Raw genomic sequence first — 22,716 nt, 5'->3', positions numbered from 1 at the left:
AGAATAGAAAAAGCTCCTTCGTTTAAGAATGGAGCTATGAGAACTTCCTCGAAGTTGTAAAGCACTCGGTGCGCACGGCTCTGAAGTCACAAAGCCAGTACGGGCCGCAATGGAAGCGGCCATCGAGTCGATTTTGGCCAGGATTGGGGCTGCACAGCCAGAACGCTACAGCCAGGATCCATCAAGCGCCCGATGAGGGCCTGACACTCTACGAATTCATCTGCAAACAGTGGACATCCGAGCCTGAGCGGTTCAGGATTGATCCGATCCATCTAATGCCGGGACTGAACAGCTAGCCCATGTTGTGGTGTTAAAACCCACCTATTCAAGGTGACGCTTCAGCAGTCCCAATAGAGAGCAGCTCCCAGAGGCATAAGGGGCAAGGGGGCAAGACGCGTGTGGCGGGTAAATGCGCATCTTCTGGTGGCGCGGGTGGTGTCTTCGATGCTGGCTTCTAGGGCTCGAGAAGTTCAGGGATACACCGCCGTGACGATGGTCTGCGCCGCCAGCGAGCCCGGCCCCACCGCGCTGGCATCCACACCAGGCGCCCGAACGTATTGCACATAAAAATCGTGCACGAAATTCGAGTTTGCCGGAGTCAGGCTGTTCGTCACGCCAGCGGGATGGGTCGGCAAGCTGCTGCCCGTGGGCGCTGGACCAAACTGTACGGGCACGTTGTTAGCGCCCTGAAACAGTCTGAGGTTGACCTTGCCCGCAAGCGCCCCTGAGCTATTCAGATAATCCTTGGTCGCCCCGGCCGCATTGGCGTCGGTAAAGTAGATGGCGTAGTTGCTATCGGCGCCACAGTTGTTCGCTTGGATATTAAATCGCGTCTCGGCCATTGCCCCTTCCGTACGGGCAGAGCCATTCGCAGGCACTCTGCCGGTAGTAGAGAAAGCGAGCGGAATGGTTTGATTCATGGTGGAAATCGGAAACTGGCAAGTCGGCGTTGGCGGCTTGGGCAACTCTGGCAGCTGGATGGCTCCGCCACTGGCCAGTGCATTTTGAAAGTTGGAAGTAACGTTGTAGCACGCCTGGTTTACAGTGCCGTCATAAATAATAGGAGCAATAAACGTTATGTTTGCACCCAGATTTGGTTCGTTCAAGAAATTGCCTGTACCGCCCGCGTAGATCTTCACGTCGGTCACCACAAGATCCAGCCTCCATACGAGCCTGAATTTCCTGTTGCTGGTGGTGGTGCCGGTGGAGAACGTCGAAGTTCCAAAGTTACTTGTGGAACCAGCAATGACTGTCCCAATAAGGGCATTAAAATTATTGGGGTTGAGCTCCGCGTTTAAATCATTGATATAACCGACGAAACTCAACTTCATCCCCAAGCCTGGAAATGTAGCCAACGGAATGGTCTGGTAAGGCCCAGCGGCGGGTCTCCCAATCACGGCATACACCTGGTTGCCAATATTCGTTTGTGAGGCCGTGACGGTCTGGCTGAACATAACATGGGCAATCGAAACACCGTTTGCAATATTGGCAAAATTGCCCGTGATGGCCCAGTCTGACTCCTTGACCATATTGCCATTAGTACATGTTGGTCTCGCCAAGGCAGCGGGCGCATGCAGGGCACCGGCGGTCATGGCGCAGGCTACCGCGGCCTTGGCCAGCCAGCCCCAGCGCTGAGACTGGCTGCCAGGGAATGAGGACGGATAAATACGGGCTTTGATGGATCGAAACATAGATCGAACTCCTTATGGGGTACTGTGAACTTGGGCTTAGGCTTGGGCTCAGGACCCCAGCTTGGACACAAGATCGGGATCGGTGGTCTGGGCCACGCCGGATCCGTTTTTGTTGGGAGAAGACGGCACAGGCCTGGCATCGGTACAACTCAGCACAACACGCTGGTAGTTCTCGCCCTGAGCCTTAGTAGGCAGGTCGTAGCCAATGCGGCACTCCTGCTCTTCCCAGGTAATACGCAACTGGCCCTGGACCTGATTCGGCTCCAGCATGGTCAGCACGCGACCACGGGTATCGGTAATGCCGAGTCGGGTGCCGTCGGCGCTTTCCACAATCGCGCCAAACGGCATGGGAGAGCCATCGGGCTGGGTCAGCTCGAACTGCACGCGACGGCCCTCTTCGCTCTTGAAGGTGACCAGCGGTACCGCACCGCGGCGCGGCACGACCTGCTCCATACCGCCTTCGATCTCGATGTCGGCACTCAAACCATTGCCGTCGATGGCAATCCAGTTGGCACGGTAGGGAACGGCGTTGGGAACGATGGCATAGCCATTGTTGCCCGTAGCCACGCCGCTGTAGCTGGACACCCGCACGTCGGGCACCGCTGGCGCGACCTGGGCCAACGCAAAGGTTTCGCCCACGGGCTGGCCGAAGTTGACGCCGCCCTGGTGCGCGACGATGGAGCCATTGGCCTGCACCGACGCCGTGCTCGAGCGATTGCCATAAGAGTAGCCAGCGTTGAGCACGGCCACCGAGGTGGCAGCCCCCAGGAATGCGGAGGCCGAAGCGTCGCCGTTGGGGTCACGCTGCCCCATCACCGAGTAGCTGATGTCGCGGTCGTTCGGCAGCCTGCCGTTGATACCCGTCTGCACATTGGTGCCGGCCTTCTGGTGGCCCACATTGGTGTACATATTGGGAGCATTGCTGCCCTTGCCCAGCGGGAAGGTGACGGACAGAAATACCCCGGTATCGCTATAGCGACCGCCCGCATACTGCACGCTGGCGACATTGCGCGAATGCGTCAGGCTCAGGTTGAAAGAGGCAGGGCCCAGGGTATTGCTATAGCCGGCCGACACACTGTTCGACTTGGAGCCATCCCAGTTGCGACCTGCAGAAGCGCTGGTGTAGATACTTCCGTAGCGCGTGCCAACACCCAGATTTTGGCTCAGGTACATGCTCAGCTGCGTGCGGGGCAGAATGGAGCGAAAGCTCAGCCCGCTTGCATTGCCAACCCAGTTCCTAGCCTGGACATGGTCGTTCAGATTGCGAAAGCCCTCGGTCAGGCTTTCCTGTGCCGTGAAGGAAACCTGGGTCGCAGTGCTTTCGAAGAATTTGCGGTAGATAAAGCGCATGCGGCTGCCGGAGTGGGTGTCGCCGTTGACGCTGCTGCGAGAATACGCGGCGTCAAGCGAGAAAGCACCGGCCGTGGTGTTCAGTCCCGCGCCCCCCGAGAGGATCTGATAGCCTGGGGCTGCCTGCACGCCGCCGGCCAGCGTGATGTTGCTGGTCAAGCCATACAAGAACGAGCCGTTGCCAAATGCCGGTGTGCTGCCGCCGTTGTAGTTGTTGCGAAACTGACCGACCGTGGCGTCGTACTTCAAACGACCTTCACGCACCATCAGTGGCGGGGCGGAAAATGCCTGAACAGAGACGCGGCGCCTGCCGTCAGCCTCAACGACGGTGACCTCCAGATTGCCGTTCGTGCCCGAAGGCGCCAGATCGGTGATCTCGAACGGGCCCGGAGCCACGTTGGTGGTGTAGATCAGAAAGCCGTTCTGGCGCACCTCGATGGTTGCATTCGACTCGGCATTGCCGCGAATCACGGGCGCATAGCCTTGCATGCTGTCGGGCAGCATGGCGTCGTCAGAGGCTATCTGCACACCGCGAAAGCGCACGCTGTCGAACAGCGGCGACGAAGTGTAGGTCTCGCCCAACCAGAGCTGACTGCGCAGATCGGTCAGATCACGCTGAATATAGGTGTTCTGGCTGCGGAACTGTGTCGATTGCTGCGAGCCGCTGCTGAGGTAGGAGTTGTTGCGGAAATGCCAGGGGCCAATATTGACGCCCATGTTCAGGCCCAGATTGGTAGTGCGCTGGTCGGCCATTCCCCCCGAGCTGCTGGTGTGGCGCGAGCTGAAGTTGTAGTTGGCAAAGGCCACGGGCACGCCTTCGCTCCACTGCGAAGGCTCCACATAGCCGCGACGTGCCTGGCTCATATAGGCCTGGGGAATGTTCAGACTCAGACGCAGGCGTGCAGCATCGAATTGCGCAGTGGCTTGAGGAATCAGCTCGGGCAGGCGCAGGCAGGACGGGTTCTGGCTGGCAGCCTGATCCCAGTCGATCTTGGCCATATCCACGCCGGCCTGGGTGAGCATGTCTTTGGTAAAGCAGGGTTCGACCTCGCCGGTCCTGGCGTTCATCGTGAAGTTCACGTCGATACGGCTGGTCTGCAGCGTGTTGACATACAGGTCGACGCGGTAGTTACCGGCAACGATCTCGCTGCTGGACAGCAGGGTCTTGACGTCGACGCTGGTACCTAGCCCCTGCAGAAATGCCGTGCTGAAACCCTTCATCACACCCTGGCTCAGGGCAGCATGGTCCAGCGCAGCAACATCCAGCGCGGCTACCTGCACGAGCGCTTTCTGTTTCTGGTTTGTAGCGGCGGCGCTGCCTGCGACCTGGGCGGCAGCTTGCTCACCGGTTGACGGCGGGGTCAGTTGCGCCACCATCTGCGCCGATTCCACAGCGGTCGCCGAGACTTCTTGCGCAAAAGCCCAGTTGGGCAGGAACACGCCCAGCGAACCAAACAGAATCTGGTACAGCGGGTTCAGGCGAAACGTTGTACGGTTGCCGCGAGACGGCGCAACGGGGATCTTGGACTTCAGCTTGCTCATGATCGAACGCTTGGGAATAGTGAATTTTGGACAAAAGCCCCCCACCGCCCGGGATCACCTCAGCGATCCAGACTCACGAGTCTTCGGTTGTAGGATCCCGCGAAGGTAGGCACGCAGCGCCTGGTTTTTAGTTTTGGCTAAGGCTCGGTGGCCTGGCTTGCCTGTGCTGGCAATGCGCCGCCGATGGGTGACTGATACGACTGGGAGCCGCCGTAATCATTGATGGCCGTGAAGCTCACCGAAGAAGCGGGAACCGTGCCGCTCTTGAGCGCAAAGGTCTTACTTTCTCCAGGGGCAATCATGACGGCCTCGCTGATGCGCTGCTTGTCGGCGTCAGAGCCCATATCGATGCCCGTGGTGGAGACGTGGAACGCTGTTGGGTTCTGCACTTTTAAAACCTGCTTGCCGTCAGCGCTGTCTATGCTCCAGCGCAGGGCCGAGGGCGCTTCTGCGGCCGAGCCTGGAAGGCCTGTGGGCCGAAAAAACATTTTGATACGCTGGCGAATGGCGATCTGCAAGGTGTTTTCTGCTTCCGCCTGTTGCGGAATTTCCTGCACATTGACCCACAGCACCGACTCGCGGTCCAAAGGCATGGCGTTGGCACCGCCGGCATACAGCACGCGCAGCAGCTGCTGGCCGTTGACCTGCATTCTGGCCAGCGCCGGGGTGATGGCAAAAGGCAGCTCGCCCTTGTCGCCAGGAGTATTGCTTTCCAGCCAGGACTGGATCAGAACGGGATTGGCTCCGTTGCGCACAACCAGGCTGGCTTCTTTGTTCTTGCCGTCGAAAATGACGCGGGTGGTGTTGAGCGAGATATCGGCATATGCACCGACAGCGCCCGTGAGCATCAGGGCCAGCAGCACGCGCCGAGCGAAGGTATGAATACGAGATACGGTCACTGTGTGAGCCTTCCATGAAAGCCCTTCCGCAGAACTGAACATGCAGCCCGCGAAAGGGAAACCGATTTAGTTTTTAGTTATAAGACAGAACGTATGCAAGAGAACCGTTAGCAGAACCAGTCGTCACTTGGGCGATAGTCTTGCCGGCTTGCAGCGTGTAGTAAGCATTCAGGACAAAGTTGGCAACGCCGCCGCTCAGCGGAGCGGTCAAGGTCGCGGAGCCGGTACTGAAGTCCAAAGTGCTGGAGCCTTGCATCAGCATGATCTGCACATTGGTTGCGCCGCCGCTCACGCCGATGCCCTTGTTCACGCGGGTGGTGGGGGTCAGCTTCAGCTCAACCGAAGAGCCGCTGGCGCAAGCCAGTTTCAGATTCATGGTGGTGGACGAGGCAATGCCGCCGACCGTTACAGGGGTGGCGGGCGCAGCTTCGGAGCCCAGAGACTTCGTTGTCACCACACCCATGTCGTAGCTCAGATTGCCGCCAGTCCCGGTAGCACCACTGTTTTCCAAGGAACATGTTTCTGCAGTGAGCCCACCGTTGAAGCTGATGTTGCCGGTTGCTCCAATGCTGGCAGCGTGAGAAACGGCGGAGAAACCTAAAGCGGAAAAAACGGCAAGGCTGAGGATTGCCTTTTTCATTTCTGTTAAAACCTATGAGGTGAGGGAGAGACGATCGCTGAAGCCGGTTGCACGCATATCCCGGTTGATGGCTTGCTCAATGCAAAGCACGGCCGAAAAGAGTACCGAAATAAAGTTTGTGATTACCGCAAGCTCCGGACAAGTCCTGTTCGTCACTGCCAAGCCTGTAGCGATGCCAATAAATGCCATCCGGGGCAGCAGAAGACCTGCATAAAACCCTCCTGAGTAGAAACTCCCGAATCTGTCTGCAAGAAAAACCGAGGCGATGGACCCGAATTGCGTGAATCAATCAAAGAATCGCCAAAGCCCCGGTTACTCTTTTCATGCAGCCTCTTTCGCAGGCCATTCAGCCTGCGAAAGAGAAGCCGATTTAGTCGTACGACAGAACGTAAGCAGCAGAACCGTTGGCGGTACCAGCGTCCACATCGGTAGTTGTCTTACCAGCTTGCAGCGTGTAGTAAGCAATCAGGGGAACGCTAGCCACGCCATTGACCAGGGGAGCATCCAGGGTCACGGAGCCGGAAGTGAAATCCAGTGCCTGACCAGCTTGCATCAGCATGATCTGCACGTTGGTAGCGGCACCAGCAACAGGAGCCAGGCCAATACCCTTACCCGAGACAACGGTGGGGGTCAGCTTCAGTTCAACCGAAGTACCGCTCGAGCATTCCAGTGCCAGGTTCATGGAAACAGGAAAAGTACTGCTGCTGCCGGCGGAAGCATTGGGGGTTGCCTCGGTGCCCAGAGCACTCTTGGAAACCGCACCCATGTCATAGGTCAGGTTGGCACCACCAGCGCTACCTGCGCCGTTGGAGTGAGCAACGCAGGAGTCGGCGTTGATAGAGCCGGTGAAGTTGATCATGCCGGAAGCACCAACGGTGGCGGCGTGAGACATGGCCGAGAAGCCCAGGGCGGACAGGACAGCGATGCTGAGGATAGCTTTTTTCATTTTCCTAGATCTCTATGAAATGAGGGTTGGTCGATCGATGGAGCCAGTTGCGCACATGTCGCAGTTAAAAGCTCTATCGCAGTTGTGTTCTGTGCTTTTGCACTGAGCACAGTTGATACTTTATAGATCTCTCCCGCCTAAGATATAAGAGGATTCTTAATCTACAATCAGCTCTAAATAAGAATTTTCTGAAAGTCAGCCATCGTGCAGTATTAAGAGGAACTAACGTCACTTGCCTGCGAATCTGCACAAAGCATTTATGTTTCATGCCCTTGATCAGAGGTGGCGCTCGCATCATCAATAGCCCATAGGTATTTCCAAAGGGGCCAGCAGATGCTTGGGGGGATTCCGCCGTTGGCACTCCTCGTCAGCGGCGCGAACCGGCATGCCTCCAGGATGTTCCGGTGGAGGCGCATGAATTGAATACCGGGCACAAGGAGGTCTTGCAAGGCCCACCTCGCTGGCGACCATCAAGGTTTCATGCCGCAAGGGCTACGACTAGCAAGCCCAAGCGCCGCCGGTAGCACCCGGGCAAGTTGGCCATGTCCAGCAGAATTGCCAGGCAAGGCATCGACAAGCCATCCACGAAACGCCGCTACCGACGCTGGCGACGGCGGTCATCTGCGCACACCTCGTAGATCGGGTGTGTCATAAGATATTGAAGAAAAACGGGCTTTTCGCTGATGGATGCTGCGCTGGCAGCTCCCATTTTTATGTGTTCAAGTGCTTGCGCATGGTGATGTGAGGAATGCCGGCATCCTCGTACACCTCCCCTTCGGCGACGAAACCGGCCTGGGCGTAAAAATTGCGGGCATGGAGCTGGGCGCTGAGGACGACCTGGGTATCGCCGCGCTGGCGGGCGGCGGCCACCAGGGCATCCAGCACCTGCCGCCCCACCCCTTGGCCGCGCACGGCCTGGGCCACGGCCATGCGGCCGATCTTGGCGGTGCCGGGAGTGTCCGGGTCTTTGAGCAGCCGCCCCGTGGCCACGGCCTGCCCGCCGGCGTCGAAGGCCACGATGTGCAGGCACAGGGGGTCGAGTTCATCCATCTCCAGCGCGGGCGGCACGCCTTGCTCGCGCACAAACACGGCCATGCGCAGCGGGCTGGCAAAACGGCCCAGGTCGTTCCACGCGCCCAATTGCAGACGCAGGCGCAGGGGGGATTCGGAAGACATCATCTTTACTCTTTCTTGTTACGCGCCAAAGGCTAGGCGCAATGCCTGGGCCAGATCGGCATGGGCCTGCCGCGCCTCAGGGAGGGTTCGCCCCATTTTGATGAACTCGTGGGTGACGCCCTTGTAAATCTCCAGGCTCACCGGTACGCCGGCCATGCGCAGCAAGTCGGCGTATTCGATGCCTTCATCGACCATGGGGTCGAGTTCGGCCAGACAGAAGTGCGCGGGGGCCAGGCCCTGGGCATCGGGCAGGAGCAGCGGGGCAAAGCGCCAGTCCTCCCGGTCGGCCGGGCTGCGCAGGTAATGGCCGAAGAACCAGTCGATGGCGAGCCGCTCCAGCACCAGGCCGTGCGCATAGCGCTGCTGGCTGGCGCTGTCCTGGTGGGCACTGGTGCCGGGGTAAATCAGCATCTGCAAGGCCAAGGCCAGCCCGGCATCGCGGGCCAGCGCCGCACAGACCGCCGCCAGGGTGCCGCCTGCGCTATCGCCGCCGATGGCCAGGCGCTGCGTATCCAGCCCCAGGCCTGCGCCGTGGCTGGCCAGCCACTGCAAGGCATCCCAGGCATCGTTGAGCGCGGTGGGAAATTTATGCTCCGGCGCCAGCCGGTAGTCCAGCGCCAGCACCGCGCAATCGGCCTGCTGCGCCAGGGTGCGGCACAGCACTTCGTGCGTCTGCACGCTGCCGATGGTGAAGCCGCCGCCGTGCAGGTACAGCAGCACCGGCAGCCGGGCAGCCGTGCGCGGAGCAAACAGGGTGGCGGGCAGCCCGGCCCCATCGCGGGCCGGCAGCGCCAGGGGCTGCACCCGGGCCAGGGCGGGCTTGTCCACTTCCAGCACGTCGCTGCCGGCAGCGTAGGCGGCCCGCGCCTGCCGGGGCGTGAGCGTATGCAGCGCAGGCCGGGCGGCCCGCGCCAGCCCGCGCAGCACCCCGGCCATTGCCGGGGTCAGGGGGAAATCGTTCGTCAAATCATTGCTCACCATGGCCATCCATCGTCAATAGACCGACTGCGACCAGTCGGGCGCTTCCTGTTGCAGCACCACATCCATGTCCAGCCCCACGGCCAGGGCCACTTCGATCGGGAAATTGCGCACCATTTCCCGCTCCGGCCAGTGCGAGTAATACCCGCGCTGCACCCAGACGGCCAGGTGCAGCACGGCCACCAGGGGGTCGAACTCGGCCATGTCCAGCGGATGCTCCAGCTCGTCGATCAGGCGGGTCAGCGGCGCGGGCAGCCCCCACTGCTGCAACAGGTGGGCGCCGGCCTGTGCGGCGGTATAGCCCAGGTTTTTTTCTTCCCAGTGGGGACGCAGCGGGTCCCAGGGGGCCAATCCCGTCACCGCCTGCACCGGCGTGTGCTGCACCACCAGATAGCCCAGGCCATGCAGCAGCCCGGCGGCATAAACCAGTCCGCCATCCAGCGACAGCGCCTGCGCCAGACTGCGGGCCAGCCGGGCGCAGGCGCTGCTGAAGGCGCCCAGCTGCTCCAGGCCCACCACCCGCTGGGCGATGTGGCCGTAGGCCTTTTTTTGCAGGCCGCGCAACTGGGCCACCCCCAGCAGGGCCACCGCCTGGGGGATGCTCTGCACCGCTCCGCTCAACTGGTAGACGCCCGCATTCGCCTGGGCCAGCAGCCAGGCGGCCAGCACCGGGTCGCTGCCAAAGAGCTGATTGAGGCGGCGCAGGCTGGGCATTTCCTGGCGCAGCTCGTTCATCAGCAGCGCAACCACCCGTGGCTGGCACGGCAGGGGCAATTTTTCAGGTAGGTGCATAAAGGGGCATTTTCGGGTTCTTCGACAGTACGCACATCCAATAGCAAGCTACCGCACAATAGCGGTATGCAATTTCTTCACACCATGCTTCGCGTTGGCAACCTGCAACGCTCCATCGATTTTTACACCCAGGTTCTGGGAATGCAGTTGCTACGCACCTCGGAAAACCCGGAGTACCAATATTCTCTGGCCTTTTTGGGCTTCGGCGGCGGCAACCCGGCCCAGGCCGAGCTGGAGCTGACCTACAACTGGGGCACCGACAGCTACGACCTGGGCAACGCCTACGGCCATATCGCCCTGGGCGTGCCCGATGCCTACGCCGCGTGCGACAAAATCCGCGCCGCCGGCGGCCAGATCACCCGCGAACCCGGCCCGGTCAAGGGCGGCAGCACGGTGATCGCCTTCATCACCGACCCGGACGGCTACAAGATCGAGCTGATCGAGCGCCGGGACAGCAGCGCTGCCGGTACCGGCCTGCGCTAGTTTCAGCCGCACGAGCGGCCCACAAAAATGCCCCTTGTTCCACTGTTGCGGCAGTGGAGCAAGGGGCAATGGCATTCAGGCCAGGGGCGTGTTGCGGCTGTTTAGAACCTGTTCACGATCTTGGCGCGAAGGGGTGCGGGATGCGGATCGGGATGATCTGCTAGGCGCAGACCGCAGCCATAGCGGTGCTATGGCGAGGATTTGCAACGCCGCAGAGCGCCCGAGGCCGCGACGGCACACCCGCGCGGAGATCGTGAACAGGTTCTTAGAACGGCAGGCCGACGTAGTTCTCGGCCAGCGAGGCCAGGGCGTTGCGCGAGGAGAACAGGTAGTCCAGCTCGGTCTGCTGCAACTTGCGGTCGTAGGGGATGTGGTCGGGGAAGGTGTGCAGCAGGTTGGTCATCCACCACGAGAAACGCTGGCCCTTCCAGACCCGCGCCAGCGCCTTGTCCGAATAGGCGTCCAGGCCGCTGGAGTCGCCCTCGTGGTAGTGCGCCAGGAAGGCGTGGTACAGGTAGTACACGTCCGAGGCGGCGCTGTTCAGGCCGCGGGCGCCGGTGGGCGGCACGATGTGCGCGGCATCGCCGGCCAGGAACAGGCGCCCGTAGCGCATCGGCTCGGCCACGAAGGAGCGCAGCGGGGCGATGCTTTTCTCGATCGAGGCGCCGGTTTGCAGGCTGGCGGCCACGTCTTCGGGCAGGCGGCTGGACAGTTCGCCCCAGAAACGGTCGTCCGACCAGTCTTCCACCTTGTCGGTCAGTGGCACCTGCACGTAGTAGCGGCTCAGGGTCTGCGAGCGCAGCGAACACAGCGCAAAGCCGCGCTCGTGGCGGGCGTAGATCAGTTCGGGCGAGACCGGCTTGGTGTGCGACAGCAGGCCCAGCCAGCCGAAGGGGTAGACGCGCTCGTAGGTGCGGATGCGGTCGGCGGGGATGCTGGCGCGGCTGACGCCGTGGTAGCCGTCGCAGCCGATGATGTAGTCGCAGTCGATGCGCAGGTCTTCGCCATCCTTGCGGTAGGTGACGTAGGGCGCATCGGTTTCCATGCCGTGCAGTTGCACGTCCAGGGCTTCGTGGATCACCTGGCCCTTGGATTTTTCACGGCCATCGTACAGATCGCGGGTGATTTCGGTCTGGCCGTACACCACGACCGAGTTGCCGCCGGTCAGGCCATGCAGATCGACGCGGCGGCGCTCGCCATTGGTGGCGATGTAGAAGCCTTCGTGGATTTCGCCCTCGCTGTCCATGCGCTCGCCCACGCCGGCCTCGCGCATCAGCGCGGCAAAGCCATGCTCCAGCACGCCCGCACGGATGCGGCCCAGCACGTAGTCGCGGGTGTGCTTTTCCAGCACCACGTTGGCAATGCCCTTGCGGTCGAGCAATTGGGACAGCAGCAGGCCGGAAGGGCCGCCGCCAATGATGGCAACTTGTGTCTTCATGAAAAATGTCTCCTGAAAAATTGACTTAAGACAAGTTTTATTGTCAAAAAACCGGCCTCGGCTTGCGTGGACGAAACACGGCAATGGCTGGTACTTTTCGCGTACATTGGCGCGCATGTCACACCCGCCTTCCCCCCTTCCCCACGCTTCGGTCAAGCCCGCTGCCAGGCCCCGGCGCAGCTTGCGCCGCCTGCCGGTATTCGCCCTGTATGGCGAGGGGCGCAGCGGGATGCTGCGGATGCTGCACATCGAATCCATCGTCTCGCGCAGCCGCCTGTACGACTGGGAGATCGACGCCCACGTCCACCACGGCCTGCACCAGCTGCTGTGGGTGTGGCAGGGCAGCGTACACGCCCTCTTGGACGAAACACGTATCCAGGGCACCGGCCCGCTGGCCCTGGTGGTGCCCCCGGGCGTGGCGCACGCCTTTCGCTTTGCCCCGCACACCGAGGGCTATGTGCTGACCTTCGACGCCAGCGTGCTGGCCGAGCAGGACGGCAGCACCATCGGCACCGCCCTGCACACCCTGTTTGCCACCCCGACCGCCCTGCCCCTGCCGGCCCAGGACGCCATCGCCCAACAGTTGCAGACGCTGTGGCAGGCCCTGCACGCCGAGGCGCAGCACCCTGCCGCCACCCACCCCGCGCCGGTGCCGCTGTGGCTGGCGTGCAGCGTGTTGTGGCATCTGGCGCAATGGCGCTCGCGCTGCGACGGCCCGCCGCGCGTGCAGGGCCGACATGCGCTGTACACGCGCTGGCTGGTGCTGGTGGAACAGCACTACACCGAGCATTGGCCCATTCCCCGCTATGCCGACCAGCTGGGCCTGTCCGCCGAGCGGCTCAACCGCCTGGTGCGGGCCGAGACCGGGCACAGCGCCCAGCACGTCGTCCACGCCCGTCTGGTGCGCGAAGCCTGCCGCCTGCTGGTGCATGTGCAGGCGCCGGTATCGCAACTGGCGTTCGACCTGGGGTTCAGCGATCCGGCCTACTTCAGCCGCTTCTTCCGGCGCCATACGGGCCAGGCGCCGGCCGCCTACCGGCAGGCAGCCATCGGGGCGGAGGCCGCTCCACAAGTACCTTTGACTTCATAATCAGGAGCTGCTTGTGCTTTTCATACATTGGTTTCAAGATAAAAATACCTTGAAAACCTTTGTTTTCAATCGGAAGAAGCTCCTTTTTTAGTAAAAAATAGCCCTGACCCTTGCGCCCAAGGTCGCCAGCATCTACAAACCCCACCCATCCATCCCTGCACCCCCTGTTTCCGCCGCTTTTGCTCCCATGCCCCGCCTTCGTTCCACCAAACCCCGTTCCGCCACCACGCCCGGCACCGATACCGAGGGCATCGACATCTCCTTCCTGCGCACCCAGGTCGGCTACAACGCGCGGCGGGCGGCGCTGCACATCATCGGCATATTCATGGAGCGCATGGCCGCCTACGAACTCAAGGTGGTGGAGTTCTCGGTGCTGTCGCTGCTGGCGCACAACCCGGGGCTGACGTCCCGCCATGTCTGCGCGGCACTGAGCATCATGCCGCCCAACCTGGTCGGCCTGGTCACGGCCCTGGAAAAGCGCGGCCTGCTGGAACGCCGCCCCCACCCCAGCGACGGACGGGCCATGGGCCTGTACCTGACGCCGGACGGCGAAGCCCTCACCACCGAAGCCGAGCAGGCCGTGGCGCAACTGGAAGTCGATGCCACGGCCAACCTGACCGCCAGCGAGCGCAAGACCCTGATCCGCCTGCTGCAGAAGGTCTACGACTGATCTTCCGCCCGGCATCCCGGCGAACCCCCCGTCCCCTCCTGCCACTGCCCCGCCGCCCGGCCTGCCCGGCGGCGGCTGCCGCATGGCGGGACGGGAACTGAAATCGACCTTCATCCCCGGTGCAGGCGGGAGCTTCGCGGGTGTGACAAGGGGTGGGCGTGGCAAGGGTAACTCCCAATGAAAAATGGGCGTCCTTGACTTGAATTAGTTATGTTTCATAATCAAAATAAGCAGCAAGTCCTGTGAATCCATCGGCACGGGCTTTCGCAAAACCAACTCAGGAGACACCCCCACCATGCTTATCCCCCTGCGCCCTTCCTCCCTTGCTGCCGCCCTGGCCCTGGCGCTGACCGGGCTGGCCCATGCCGACATCACCGTCGGCGTTGTTCTGCCGCTGACCGGCCCGGCTTCCGGCCTGGGCATTCCGATCAAGAACGCCATTGCCATCTGGCCCAAGACCCTGGCGGGCGAAAACCTGAAGGTCATCACGCTGGACGACGCCAGCGACCCGACGGCCGGCGTCAAGGCCACGCAGCGCCTGGTGACCGAGGAGAAGGTGGACGTCATCATCGGCTCGGCGGCCACGCCGGTGGCCATCGCCATGGCCGATGCGGCGGCCGCCTCGGGCACGCTGCAACTGGCCACCTCCCCCGCAGCGCTGCCGCCGGGCAAGGACAAATGGACGTTCCGCCTGGCGCAAAGCAACGGCGTGATGGCCCATGCGCTGGTGCAGCACATGCACAAACAAGGCGTGAAGACCGTGGGTTTCCTGGGCTACACCGATGCCTATGGCGAGCTGTGGCTCAAGGGCTTCAATGACGCTGCGGCCAAGGTCGGCATCCAGCTGGTGGCGACCGAGCGCTTTGGCCGCAACGACACCAGCGTGACCGCCCAGGCGCTGAAAATCGCCTCGGCCCGGCCCGATGCGGTGCTGATCGTCGCCTCGGGCAGCGGTGCCGGGATGCCGCAAAAGGCCATCAAGGAGCGGGGCTACCAGGGCAAGGTCTACCAGACCCACGCTGCGGCCACGCGCGACCTGATGCGTACCGCCGGCAAGGATGCCGAGGGGGCCTACGTGGTTTCCGGCCCCGGCCCGCTGGCCGAGCAATTGCCGGACAGCCACCCGTCCAAGCCGCTGTCCATCGCCTACGTGCAGGCGTATGAAAAAGCCTACGGCCCGAACACGCGCACCCAGTTTGCCGCCCACGGCTTCGATGCCTACACCGTGCTGGACAAGGCCGCCACAGCCGCGCTGCCCAAAGCCCAACCCGGCACGCCCGAGTTCCGCGCCGCGCTGCGCGATGCCATCGAGAACATGGGCCGCACCGTGGTCTCGCAAGGCGTGCTGGAGTGGACGCCCGCCGACCACTGGGGCTTTACCAATGAAACCGGAGTGATGCTCCAGGTCGTCGGCGGCGAGTTCAAGGTCGCCCCTTAAATCGTTTCTTTTGCATGGCCTGGCCCCACGGAAGCGCAACGGCTTCCGCGTGCGTACAGGCCATGAATTTTTGGGATTTCAGCCATGGATTTCACCATTGCCGGCGTGCTGACGGTGGACGGACTGACCAATGGCGCGGTGTACGCGCTGCTGGGCATGGGCATCGTCCTGCTGTTCTCGGTCACCCGGGTCATTTTCATTCCGCAGGGCGAATTCGTCGCCTACGGCGCACTTACGCTGGCCATCTTCCAGACCGGGCAGGTGCCCGGCACGGTGTGGCTGCTGTTCATCCTGGCCGCCGTAGCGGCGCTGATGGAGCTGGTCACCGTCTGGCAGCACCGCCGCAACGCCGGGCTGGCCGTGCGGGCTGCGCTGCTGACCGGCCTGCCGGCGCTGGTGGTGGGCCTGGTCGGGCTGTGGGCTGCGCCGCACAACTTCCCCCTGGTGGTGCAGGCGCTGCTGTCGCTGGCCATCGTCACCGCCTACGGGCCGCTGATCTACCGCGTGGCCTACCAGTCGCTGGCCGGGGCCAGTACGCTGGTGCTGCTCATCATTTCGGTGGGGGTACATTTCGCCATGACGGGGCTGGCCTTGCTGTTCTTCGGCGCCGAGGGCTTTCGCAATCCGTCGTTCTGGGATGCGCGGCTGAACCTGGGGCCGCTGTCGCTCAGCGGCCAGGCGCTGATCATCTTCCTGACCTCGGCGGCGCTGATCGTGCTGCTGTGGCTGTTCTTCGAGCGCAGCCTGTACGGCAAGGCGCTGCAAGCCACCGCCGTGAACCGCCTGGGGGCGCGGCTGATGGGCATTTCCACCACCGGCGCGGGCCAGCTCACCTTTGCCATGGCGGCGCTGATCGGGGGGCTGTCGGGCCTGCTGATCGGGCCGACCACCACGGTGTTCTACGACTCGGGCTTTCTGATCGGCCTCAAGGGTTTCGTCGCCGCCGTGGTGGCCGGGCTGCACAGCTACCCCGGCGCCCTGCTGGGGGCGCTGGGCGTGGGGGTGATCGAGGCCTTCGGCTCGTTCTGGGCCAGCGCCTTCAAGGAGGTGATCGTGTTCACCCTGGTTTTGCCGGTGCTGCTGTGGCGTTCGCTGCGTTCGCCCCACGCTGGCGAGGAGCATTGACATCATGACATCCGCTGTATCCGTATCCCCCTCCTCTGCGGCCCCGGCGGCCAGCGCCGCGCACCGCCTGCGTGCCCTCGGCCTGCCCGCCGCGATAGCACTGCTGGCCCTGCTGGCGCTGCTGCCGCTGCCCGACTTCTGGATCATCCAGCTCAACTACATCGGCATCTACGTGCTGCCGGTGCTGGGCCTGGTGCTGCTCACCGGCGTGTGCGGCCTGACCTCGTTCGGGCAGGCAGCCTTCGTCGGCATCGGCGCCTATACCAGCGCCTACCTGACGGTGAGCCTGGGCCTGTCGCCGTGGCTGACGCTGTTCGTCGGCCTGGGGCTGACGGCCATCAGCGCGGCGCTGATCGGCGCGATCACGCTGCGCATGTCCGGCCACTACCTGCCGCTGGCCACCCTGGCCTGGGCGCTGGCGCTGTTCTACCTGATGGGCAACCTGGATGCGCTGGGCAAGTACGACGGCATCCTGGGCGTGCCGGGGCTGACCCTGTTCGGCACCGACCTGGGCCAGTTGCGCCTGTTCTACGCCCTGGTCTGGGTGCTGGCGCTGGCCGCCTGCATCGCCGTGGTGCGCCTGCTCGATTCGCGCACGGGCCGCGCCATCCGGGCGCTGGCCGGGGGCACGCAGATGGCCGAGGCCATGGGCGTCGATACCCTGCGCTACAAGGTCGGCGTGTTCGTGTTCGCGGCGCTGCTGGCCTCGATCTCGGGCTGGCTGTTCGCGCACTTCCAGCGCACGGTCAACCCCTCGCCCTTCGGGCTGAAGATGGGCATCGAGTACCTGTTCATGGCCGTGCTGGGCGGCGCGGCCCACGTCTGGGGCGCGGTGGCGGGCGCGGGCATCGTCAAGCTGCTGGAAGACCAGTTGCAGGTGCTGCTGCCCAAGCTGATCGGCACCAGCGGCAACTACGAGCTGATCGTCTTCGGCATCCTCATCGTGCTGGTGCTGAAGTACCTGCCCGATGGCCTGTGGGATGCCGTTGCCCGGCGCCTGCCGTCCGCCCCGCGCCGCCAGGACTGGGCCGATGCCCCGGCCCTGCCCGTGCAGCCCAAGCCCGCTGCCGGTGCGGTGGTGCTGGACGTGCGGGCCATCCGCAAGCAGTTCGGCGGGCTGCTGGCGGTCAACGACATCCGCTTTCAGGTACGCGCCGGGCAGATCACCGGCCTGATCGGCCCCAACGGGGCGGGCAAGTCCACCACCTTCAACCTGATCACCGGCGTGCTGAGCCTCTCCGGCGGGGAGGTGCGCTTTCGGGACGAACGCATCAGCGGCCTGGGTGCCCGCGCCATTGCACAGCGCGGGGTGTCGCGCACCTTCCAGCACGTCAAGATGGTGCCGGAGATGACGGTGCTGGAAAACGTCGCCCTGGGTGCCCACCTGCGCAGCCGCAGCAACGCCGCCGCCGCCATGCTGCGCCTGGACCGCGTCGAAGAGCGCACGCTGTTTGCCGAGGCCGAACGCCAGTTGTGCCGCGTGGGCATGGGCGAGCTGCTGCACCACAAGGCGGGCGACCTGGCCATGGGCCAGCAGCGCCTGCTGGAAATTGCCCGCGCCCTGTGCGCCGACCCGGCCCTGCTGCTGCTGGACGAACCGGCTGCCGGCCTGCGCCACAAGGAAAAGCAGGAACTGGCCGGGGTGCTGCGCACCCTGCGTGCCGAAGGCATGGCCATCCTGCTGGTGGAACACGACATGGGCCTGGTGATGGACATCTGCGACCACATCGTGGTGATGGAGTTCGGCACCCACCTGATGGAAGGCACGCCTGCCGAAGTGCAGCGCAGCGAGAAGGTTCGCGCCGCATACCTTGGAACGGAACACTAGCCCCCAGGGGGTCGTCGGCCTTTGCTGCGGGTCGGCCCTTGCTGGCCGACCGCCGCTCCCGCCGCGCCAGTGTTGCCGTCGCTCAACGATAAAAAAACCGTATGGAGGCATGAAATGCCAGTTCCTCTTTTGCAAATCACCGGCCTGCACGCCGGCTATGGTCGGGCGCAGGTGCTGCACGGCATCGACCTGACGCTGGACAAAGGCCGCATCGTCACCGTCATCGGCCCCAACGGCGCGGGCAAGTCCACGCTGCTGAACACGCTGATGGGCATCCTGCCCGGCCAGGGCGGCATCGCCTACGGCGGCCAGCCGGTGCAGACCATGACGCTGGAAGAGCGCGTCATGCTCGGCATCGCCCTGGTGCCGGAAAAGCGCGAGCTATTCGCCACCATGACGGTGGAAGACAACCTGGTGCTGGGCGGCTTTCGCCAGATGCGCCTGGGCCAGCGCCAGTGGCGCTCGCAGATCGACGAGGTGTATGCCCTGTTCCCGCGCCTGAAGGAGCGGCGGCTGCAAGTCTCCGGCACGCTCTCGGGCGGCGAGCGCCAGATGCTGGCCGTGGGCCGCGCCCTGATGTCGCGCCCGCAACTGCTGATGCTGGACGAACCCAGCCTGGGCCTGGCCCCGCTGGTGGTGCAGGAAATCCTGGCCAACGTGCAGGCGCTGCGCGAGACGGGCGTCTCCATCCTGCTGGTCGAGCAGAACGCCCGCGCCGCGCTGGAAGTGGCCGACTACGGCTACGTGCTGGAGATGGGCGAGATCAGCCTGCATGGCCCGGCCCACGAACTGGCGCACGACGCCCGCGTCATCGACACCTACCTGGGGGCGGCCAGCACGGCGACAGCGGATTGATTGCTTTCAAAAAAAGAGCTTTTTCCGCTCGTGATACATGGATTTCAATGCAAAAACCATCTGAAATCCTTTCATACCATGCGGAAGAAGCTCTTTTTTAATCGTCCTGCCCTGCCTGCGTGCAGACCTGGACGCTCAGGCTGCGCAGCAGCTCGGCGGTGCGGCGCACCAGCGGGGTGGTTTTTTTCTTGGCCGACTGCACCAGGCACAAGGTGCTGACGATGCGCGGCCCGCCAATGGGCACGCTGACCAGTCCCGGCAACGGGGCGGCGCTGCCCGCATCGCCACGCACGGCGCTGTTGGTCAGGGCGGCAAAGCCGTGGCCGCCGCGCACCAGATCGAGAATGGCGGGCACGCTGGAGACTTCCCACACCACGTCCAGCTTGACCTGCGAGAGCGCGGCCTGCGCCTCCATCAGCTTGCGAAACACCTGCCCGCGCTGCGGCACGATGAGCGGGAACTCCCCCAGCCGGGAAAACGGCACGCTGGCCCGGCCCGCCAGCCGTTGCGCCGGGCCGATCAGGCACAGGTTCTCCTGTAACACCGGAGTGATTTCGATCAGCGGGTGCGGCTCGGGCGTGTAGGCCAGCCCCAGGTCGATGCGCCCGGTGGCCAGCCATTCGGCGATGTTCACGGAAAAGCCCTCCACCAGCGCCAGCCGCGCCTTGGGCATGGTCTGGGCGAAGGCTTCGACCAGCGGCAGCGTCAGGCACCGCGCCATGCTGGGCGGCAGGCCCACGGTGATGCGGCCCACCGGCTCGTCGCGCAGGGCGCCTAAATCTTCCTTGGCCAGCGCCACGCGTTGCAGGATGGCGTGGCCGTGTTCCAGCAGCCGCCGCCCGGCATCGGTGGGCTGCACGCCCCGGCCGGTGCGGATGAGCAGCGTCTCGCGCAACTCCAGCTCCAGCGCCCGCACCTGGCGGCTCAGGGCCGGCTGGGCCACGTCCAGCAGCACGGCGGCCTTGCTGAAGCTACCCGCCTCGGCCACGCGCACAAAGGTTTCGATCTGCTGCAAATTCATGGCAACGCCCGGCCCTGCGCGTCAGCGCTGCTCGAAGGGGAATTTTTCCGTATCCACCTCGCGCTGGCCCTGGGGGCCGTAGCGGTCGCCCACGATGGCCTCGGGCGGAAACAGCGCATCCAGCGCCGCCAGGGTCTGCGCATTCAGGGCGACGGTGCCACCGCGCAGGTCTTCGTGCAGATGCGCCACGCTGGTCGTGCCCGGCAGGGCGATGATGTGCTCACCCTGGTGCAGCACCCAGGCGATGGCCAGCTCGGCCAGGGTGCAACCCGCCTCCTGCGCGATGGCCTGCATCGGCGCCAGCCGTTGCAGGTTGCGGGCATAGGCCGCCGGGGCAAAGCGCGGCATGGCGGCGCGGATGTCGCCTGCCACCAAACTGGTCACGTCCTGCAAGGCGCCGGTCAAAAAAGCGCGGCCCAGCGGGCTGAAGGCCACGTAGGCAATGCCCAGTTCCCGGCACGCGGCCAGCGTGCCCAGCTCGGCATTGCGCGACCACAGCGAGTATTCGCTTTGCAGCGCGGCAATCGGATGCTCGCGGTGGGCGCGGCGCAAAGTCGCCACCCCCACTTCGGACAGGCCCAGGGCGCGAATCTTGCCCTCCTCCTTCAGGCGGGCCATTTCGCCCACCGATTCTTCGATGGGCACGCGCGGGTCCCAGCGGTGCAGGTAATACAGGTCGATCACCTCGGTGTCCAGGCGGCGCAGGCTGTCTTCGCAGTTCTGGCGCAGGGTTTTCGGGTGGCCGTCGATCACGCGGCGCAGCACGCCGTCCTCGCCCGCCACTCCGGCCATGCCGCCCTTGCTGCACAGGGTGATGCGATCGCGGTGCGGGGCCAGCACCGGGCCGACCAGGCGCTCGTTGGCGCCAAAGCCGTACAGCGCGGCGGTGTCGAACAGGGTCACGCCCGCATCCAGTGCGGCGTGCAGCAGGGTGTGCGCCTGCTCGGCACTGGGCGGCTGGCCGTAGGCGTGGCTCAGGTTCATGCAGCCCAGGCCGACGTGCTGCACGGTGAAAGGCCCCAAGGGGCGGGGGGATGGCATACGGCTCTCCAGAAATTCGAAAAATCAACGCCGGTAGCGTTTCGCGGCATTTTCTGCCCGGCGATGATAGTGATTTCACTGCGCTGTTTCCGGCAGGGCTGCCGATGCCAGACGGAAAGAGGCCACCGCCCCCTGCAACCGCTGCGCCTGCCGGTGCAGGCGCCGGGCCGCCGCCGAGGCCTGCCCGACCTGAACGGCGTTTTGCTGCGTGATCGCCTCCAGTTGCCCTATGCAGGCATGCACATGGCCGATGTCCGTGGCCTGTTCTGCGGCGGCCATGCTCATGTCGCCCATCAGCGTGCTGACGTTCTGGATGGTGGCCACGGTCTGCTGCATCGCGTCGCGGGCCTGCTCGACCTCGGTGCTGCCGCTGCGCACCTGGCGGGCAGAGTCGGCGATCAGCGCCTTGATCTCCCGGGCGGCCTGGGCCGCGCTTTGGGCCAGGCCGCGCACTTCCTGGGCCACCACGGCAAAGCCGCGCCCCTGGGCGCCGGCGCGGGCGGCTTCGACCGCGGCGTTCAGGGCCAGGAGGTTCGTCTGGAAGGCAATCGCGTCGATGACGCCGATGATTTCCTCGATCCGGCGCGATGCCTGGTCGATGCCCGCCATGGTGCCGACCAGCCGGGCCATCACGGCATCGCCCTGCCGGGCCACCCCGGTGGCCTCGCGGGCGTGGGCATCGGCCTTGCCGGCGGTGGCGGTGTTGCGCTGCACGGCCCCGGTGAGCTGCTCCATCGCCGTGGTGGTTTGGTCCAGGCTGGCGGACTGCTGCTGCGTCCGGTCGGACAGCTCGCCGTTGCCCTGCGCAATCTCCTGCGCGGCGGCAGCAATGCCTTCGGTACCGGCCCGCACCTCGCCGACGATGCGCTCCAGCCCGGCATTCATGGCCGCCATGGCGTGCATCAGCGCGGCGAACTCGTCCGACCCGGACACCTTGACGGCCAGCGACAAGTCCCCCCGGGCCACGCGCTTGGCGGCACGCACCGCCATGTCCAGCGAACGCTGGATGTGCCGCACGATGCGCCAGGCCAGCACGCCGCCCAGCAAGGTCATCAGCAGGGCCGCGCCGGCGGCAAACAGCGCCTTGCGGCGGCCAGAGGCCTGCACCTCCTCCAGCCGGGCCTCCAGGCCCTGGCGCTGCAACTCGCCATAGCGGTGCAGGGCCGCGCTGTAGGCCTGCTGGGCCGGGACGAATTCGGTATCGAACAAGGCGCTGGCGCCTGCGGCGTCACCGATCTTCTTGTAGCCATCGACCGCTTGCAGCGCCGTGTGCAGCGCAGCGCGTATCCGGGTGAAATCGGCCAGCCAGGCCTGCTCCTGCGGCGTGGCGGCAGCGGTGGTGATTTCAACGGCCAGGGCCTCGGCCTGCTGCATGTGTTCGTCCAGCGCCGTGCCCAGAAACTCCTGGATGCCCGGGTCGTTGGACTTGTTCACCGCCATGAAACGCAGGGCGGCATCTTCGGAAATGCGAATCCAGTAGTCCACCTTGCGGATGCGGTCGATTTCCACCGCGCCGAACTTGTGCAGGGACGCTTCGATGGCTTTCTGCTGCAGCAATGCGCCACCGACAAAGACGCACATCACCAACAGCACGAATCCGAAGGCCAGCACCAGCTGCCGGCCGATGCCGAAGCGGGAAGCAGGCCGCCCCGGCCCGGCGGCCCCCGGCGCTGCCCCATCTACCGTTATGTCTTGCATCCTCTGCCTCTGTCA

Annotated in this window: 19 protein-coding genes and 1 pseudogene; 8 read left to right on the top strand and 12 right to left on the bottom strand. The window is 64.2% G+C overall.

What is annotated here, in order from left to right:
- Positions 1-194 precede the first annotated feature (194 nt).
- Positions 195-296 (top strand): annotated as a pseudogene (locus tag ACFO3A_RS02855) (IS481 family transposase); the annotation flags it as partial.
- A gap of 174 nt (positions 297-470) precedes the next feature.
- Here ACFO3A_RS02855 and ACFO3A_RS02850 read toward each other — a convergent pair.
- From ACFO3A_RS02850 to ACFO3A_RS02815, 8 genes are all read right to left on the bottom strand, one after another.
- On the bottom strand, positions 471-1,691 hold the full coding sequence (locus tag ACFO3A_RS02850; protein WP_377723823.1) for a fimbrial protein: 1,221 nt from the start codon (positions 1,689-1,691) through the stop codon (positions 471-473).
- A 48-nt stretch (positions 1,692-1,739) separates the two neighbouring features.
- Positions 1,740-4,583 carry a fimbria/pilus outer membrane usher protein gene (locus tag ACFO3A_RS02845; RefSeq protein ID WP_377723821.1) on the bottom strand — a complete coding sequence of 948 codons (2,844 nt, stop codon included), beginning with the start codon at positions 4,581-4,583 and terminating at the stop codon, positions 1,740-1,742.
- Positions 4,584-4,720: 137 nt separating this feature from the next.
- Positions 4,721-5,482: a fimbrial biogenesis chaperone gene (locus tag ACFO3A_RS02840; protein WP_377723819.1), complete on the bottom strand. Its 762-nt coding sequence runs from the start codon at positions 5,480-5,482 to the stop codon at positions 4,721-4,723.
- Between the two features lie 73 nt (positions 5,483-5,555).
- Positions 5,556-6,122: a fimbrial protein gene (locus tag ACFO3A_RS02835; RefSeq protein ID WP_377723817.1), complete on the bottom strand. Its 567-nt coding sequence runs from the start codon at positions 6,120-6,122 to the stop codon at positions 5,556-5,558.
- A 370-nt stretch (positions 6,123-6,492) separates the two neighbouring features.
- Entirely contained in the window at positions 6,493-7,068 is a 576-nt protein-coding gene (locus ACFO3A_RS02830; protein ID WP_377723815.1) for a fimbrial protein, read from the bottom strand.
- Positions 7,069-7,779: 711 nt separating this feature from the next.
- Positions 7,780-8,244 (bottom strand): GNAT family N-acetyltransferase, encoded by a 465-nt coding sequence (locus ACFO3A_RS02825; RefSeq protein WP_377723814.1) that lies wholly within the window; start codon positions 8,242-8,244, stop codon positions 7,780-7,782.
- An 18-nt stretch (positions 8,245-8,262) separates the two neighbouring features.
- Positions 8,263-9,180 (bottom strand): alpha/beta hydrolase, encoded by a 918-nt coding sequence (locus ACFO3A_RS02820; protein ID WP_377724322.1) that lies wholly within the window; start codon positions 9,178-9,180, stop codon positions 8,263-8,265.
- A 57-nt stretch (positions 9,181-9,237) separates the two neighbouring features.
- Positions 9,238-10,014 carry an HDOD domain-containing protein gene (locus tag ACFO3A_RS02815; RefSeq protein WP_377723812.1) on the bottom strand — a complete coding sequence of 259 codons (777 nt, stop codon included), beginning with the start codon at positions 10,012-10,014 and terminating at the stop codon, positions 9,238-9,240.
- 66 nt (positions 10,015-10,080) lie between these two features.
- Here ACFO3A_RS02815 and gloA point away from each other — a divergent pair, with 66 nt between their 5' ends.
- The gene (gene gloA / locus ACFO3A_RS02810) at positions 10,081-10,497 is read left to right on the top strand and encodes a lactoylglutathione lyase (protein WP_377723810.1); all 417 of its coding nucleotides are present in this window, start codon (positions 10,081-10,083) and stop codon (positions 10,495-10,497) included.
- A 265-nt stretch (positions 10,498-10,762) separates the two neighbouring features.
- Here the strand turns inward: gloA and pobA are convergent, their stop codons facing one another.
- The gene (gene pobA, locus ACFO3A_RS02805) at positions 10,763-11,935 is read right to left on the bottom strand and encodes a 4-hydroxybenzoate 3-monooxygenase (protein WP_377723809.1); all 1,173 of its coding nucleotides are present in this window, start codon (positions 11,933-11,935) and stop codon (positions 10,763-10,765) included.
- 115 nt (positions 11,936-12,050) lie between these two features.
- Here pobA and ACFO3A_RS02800 point away from each other — a divergent pair, with 115 nt between their 5' ends.
- From ACFO3A_RS02800 to ACFO3A_RS02775, 6 genes are all read left to right on the top strand, one after another.
- Positions 12,051-13,025 (top strand): helix-turn-helix domain-containing protein, encoded by a 975-nt coding sequence (locus ACFO3A_RS02800; protein WP_377723807.1) that lies wholly within the window; start codon positions 12,051-12,053, stop codon positions 13,023-13,025.
- 187 nt (positions 13,026-13,212) lie between these two features.
- Complete coding sequence (locus ACFO3A_RS02795) at positions 13,213-13,695, top strand: MarR family winged helix-turn-helix transcriptional regulator (protein ID WP_377723805.1); 483 nt, start codon at positions 13,213-13,215, stop codon at positions 13,693-13,695.
- A gap of 295 nt (positions 13,696-13,990) precedes the next feature.
- Positions 13,991-15,133 carry an ABC transporter substrate-binding protein gene (locus ACFO3A_RS02790; protein WP_377723804.1) on the top strand — a complete coding sequence of 381 codons (1,143 nt, stop codon included), beginning with the start codon at positions 13,991-13,993 and terminating at the stop codon, positions 15,131-15,133.
- Positions 15,134-15,217: 84 nt separating this feature from the next.
- Positions 15,218-16,258 (top strand): branched-chain amino acid ABC transporter permease, encoded by a 1,041-nt coding sequence (locus tag ACFO3A_RS02785; RefSeq protein WP_377723802.1) that lies wholly within the window; start codon positions 15,218-15,220, stop codon positions 16,256-16,258.
- 4 nt (positions 16,259-16,262) lie between these two features.
- Entirely contained in the window at positions 16,263-18,086 is a 1,824-nt protein-coding gene (locus ACFO3A_RS02780; protein WP_377723800.1) for a branched-chain amino acid ABC transporter ATP-binding protein/permease, read from the top strand.
- Between the two features lie 114 nt (positions 18,087-18,200).
- Positions 18,201-18,941 (top strand): ABC transporter ATP-binding protein, encoded by a 741-nt coding sequence (locus tag ACFO3A_RS02775; protein WP_377723799.1) that lies wholly within the window; start codon positions 18,201-18,203, stop codon positions 18,939-18,941.
- 97 nt (positions 18,942-19,038) lie between these two features.
- Here ACFO3A_RS02775 and ACFO3A_RS02770 read toward each other — a convergent pair whose 3' ends face one another.
- The 3 genes from ACFO3A_RS02770 to ACFO3A_RS02760 form a co-directional block, all read right to left on the bottom strand.
- Positions 19,039-19,962: a LysR family transcriptional regulator gene (locus tag ACFO3A_RS02770; RefSeq protein ID WP_377723797.1), complete on the bottom strand. Its 924-nt coding sequence runs from the start codon at positions 19,960-19,962 to the stop codon at positions 19,039-19,041.
- Between the two features lie 21 nt (positions 19,963-19,983).
- On the bottom strand, positions 19,984-21,003 hold the full coding sequence (locus ACFO3A_RS02765; protein ID WP_377723795.1) for an aldo/keto reductase: 1,020 nt from the start codon (positions 21,001-21,003) through the stop codon (positions 19,984-19,986).
- A gap of 75 nt (positions 21,004-21,078) precedes the next feature.
- Complete coding sequence (locus ACFO3A_RS02760; protein WP_377723793.1) at positions 21,079-22,701, bottom strand: methyl-accepting chemotaxis protein; 1,623 nt, start codon at positions 22,699-22,701, stop codon at positions 21,079-21,081.
- Positions 22,702-22,716: the final 15 nt, after the last annotated feature.

Origin of the sequence: Comamonas nitrativorans (assembly GCF_042654765.1) — a bacterium.
GTDB lineage: Bacteria > Pseudomonadota > Gammaproteobacteria > Burkholderiales > Burkholderiaceae_C > Comamonas > Comamonas nitrativorans.
The sequence above is the reverse complement of the archived record's forward strand: the minus strand, read 5'-3'. Positions and strand labels throughout refer to the sequence as shown.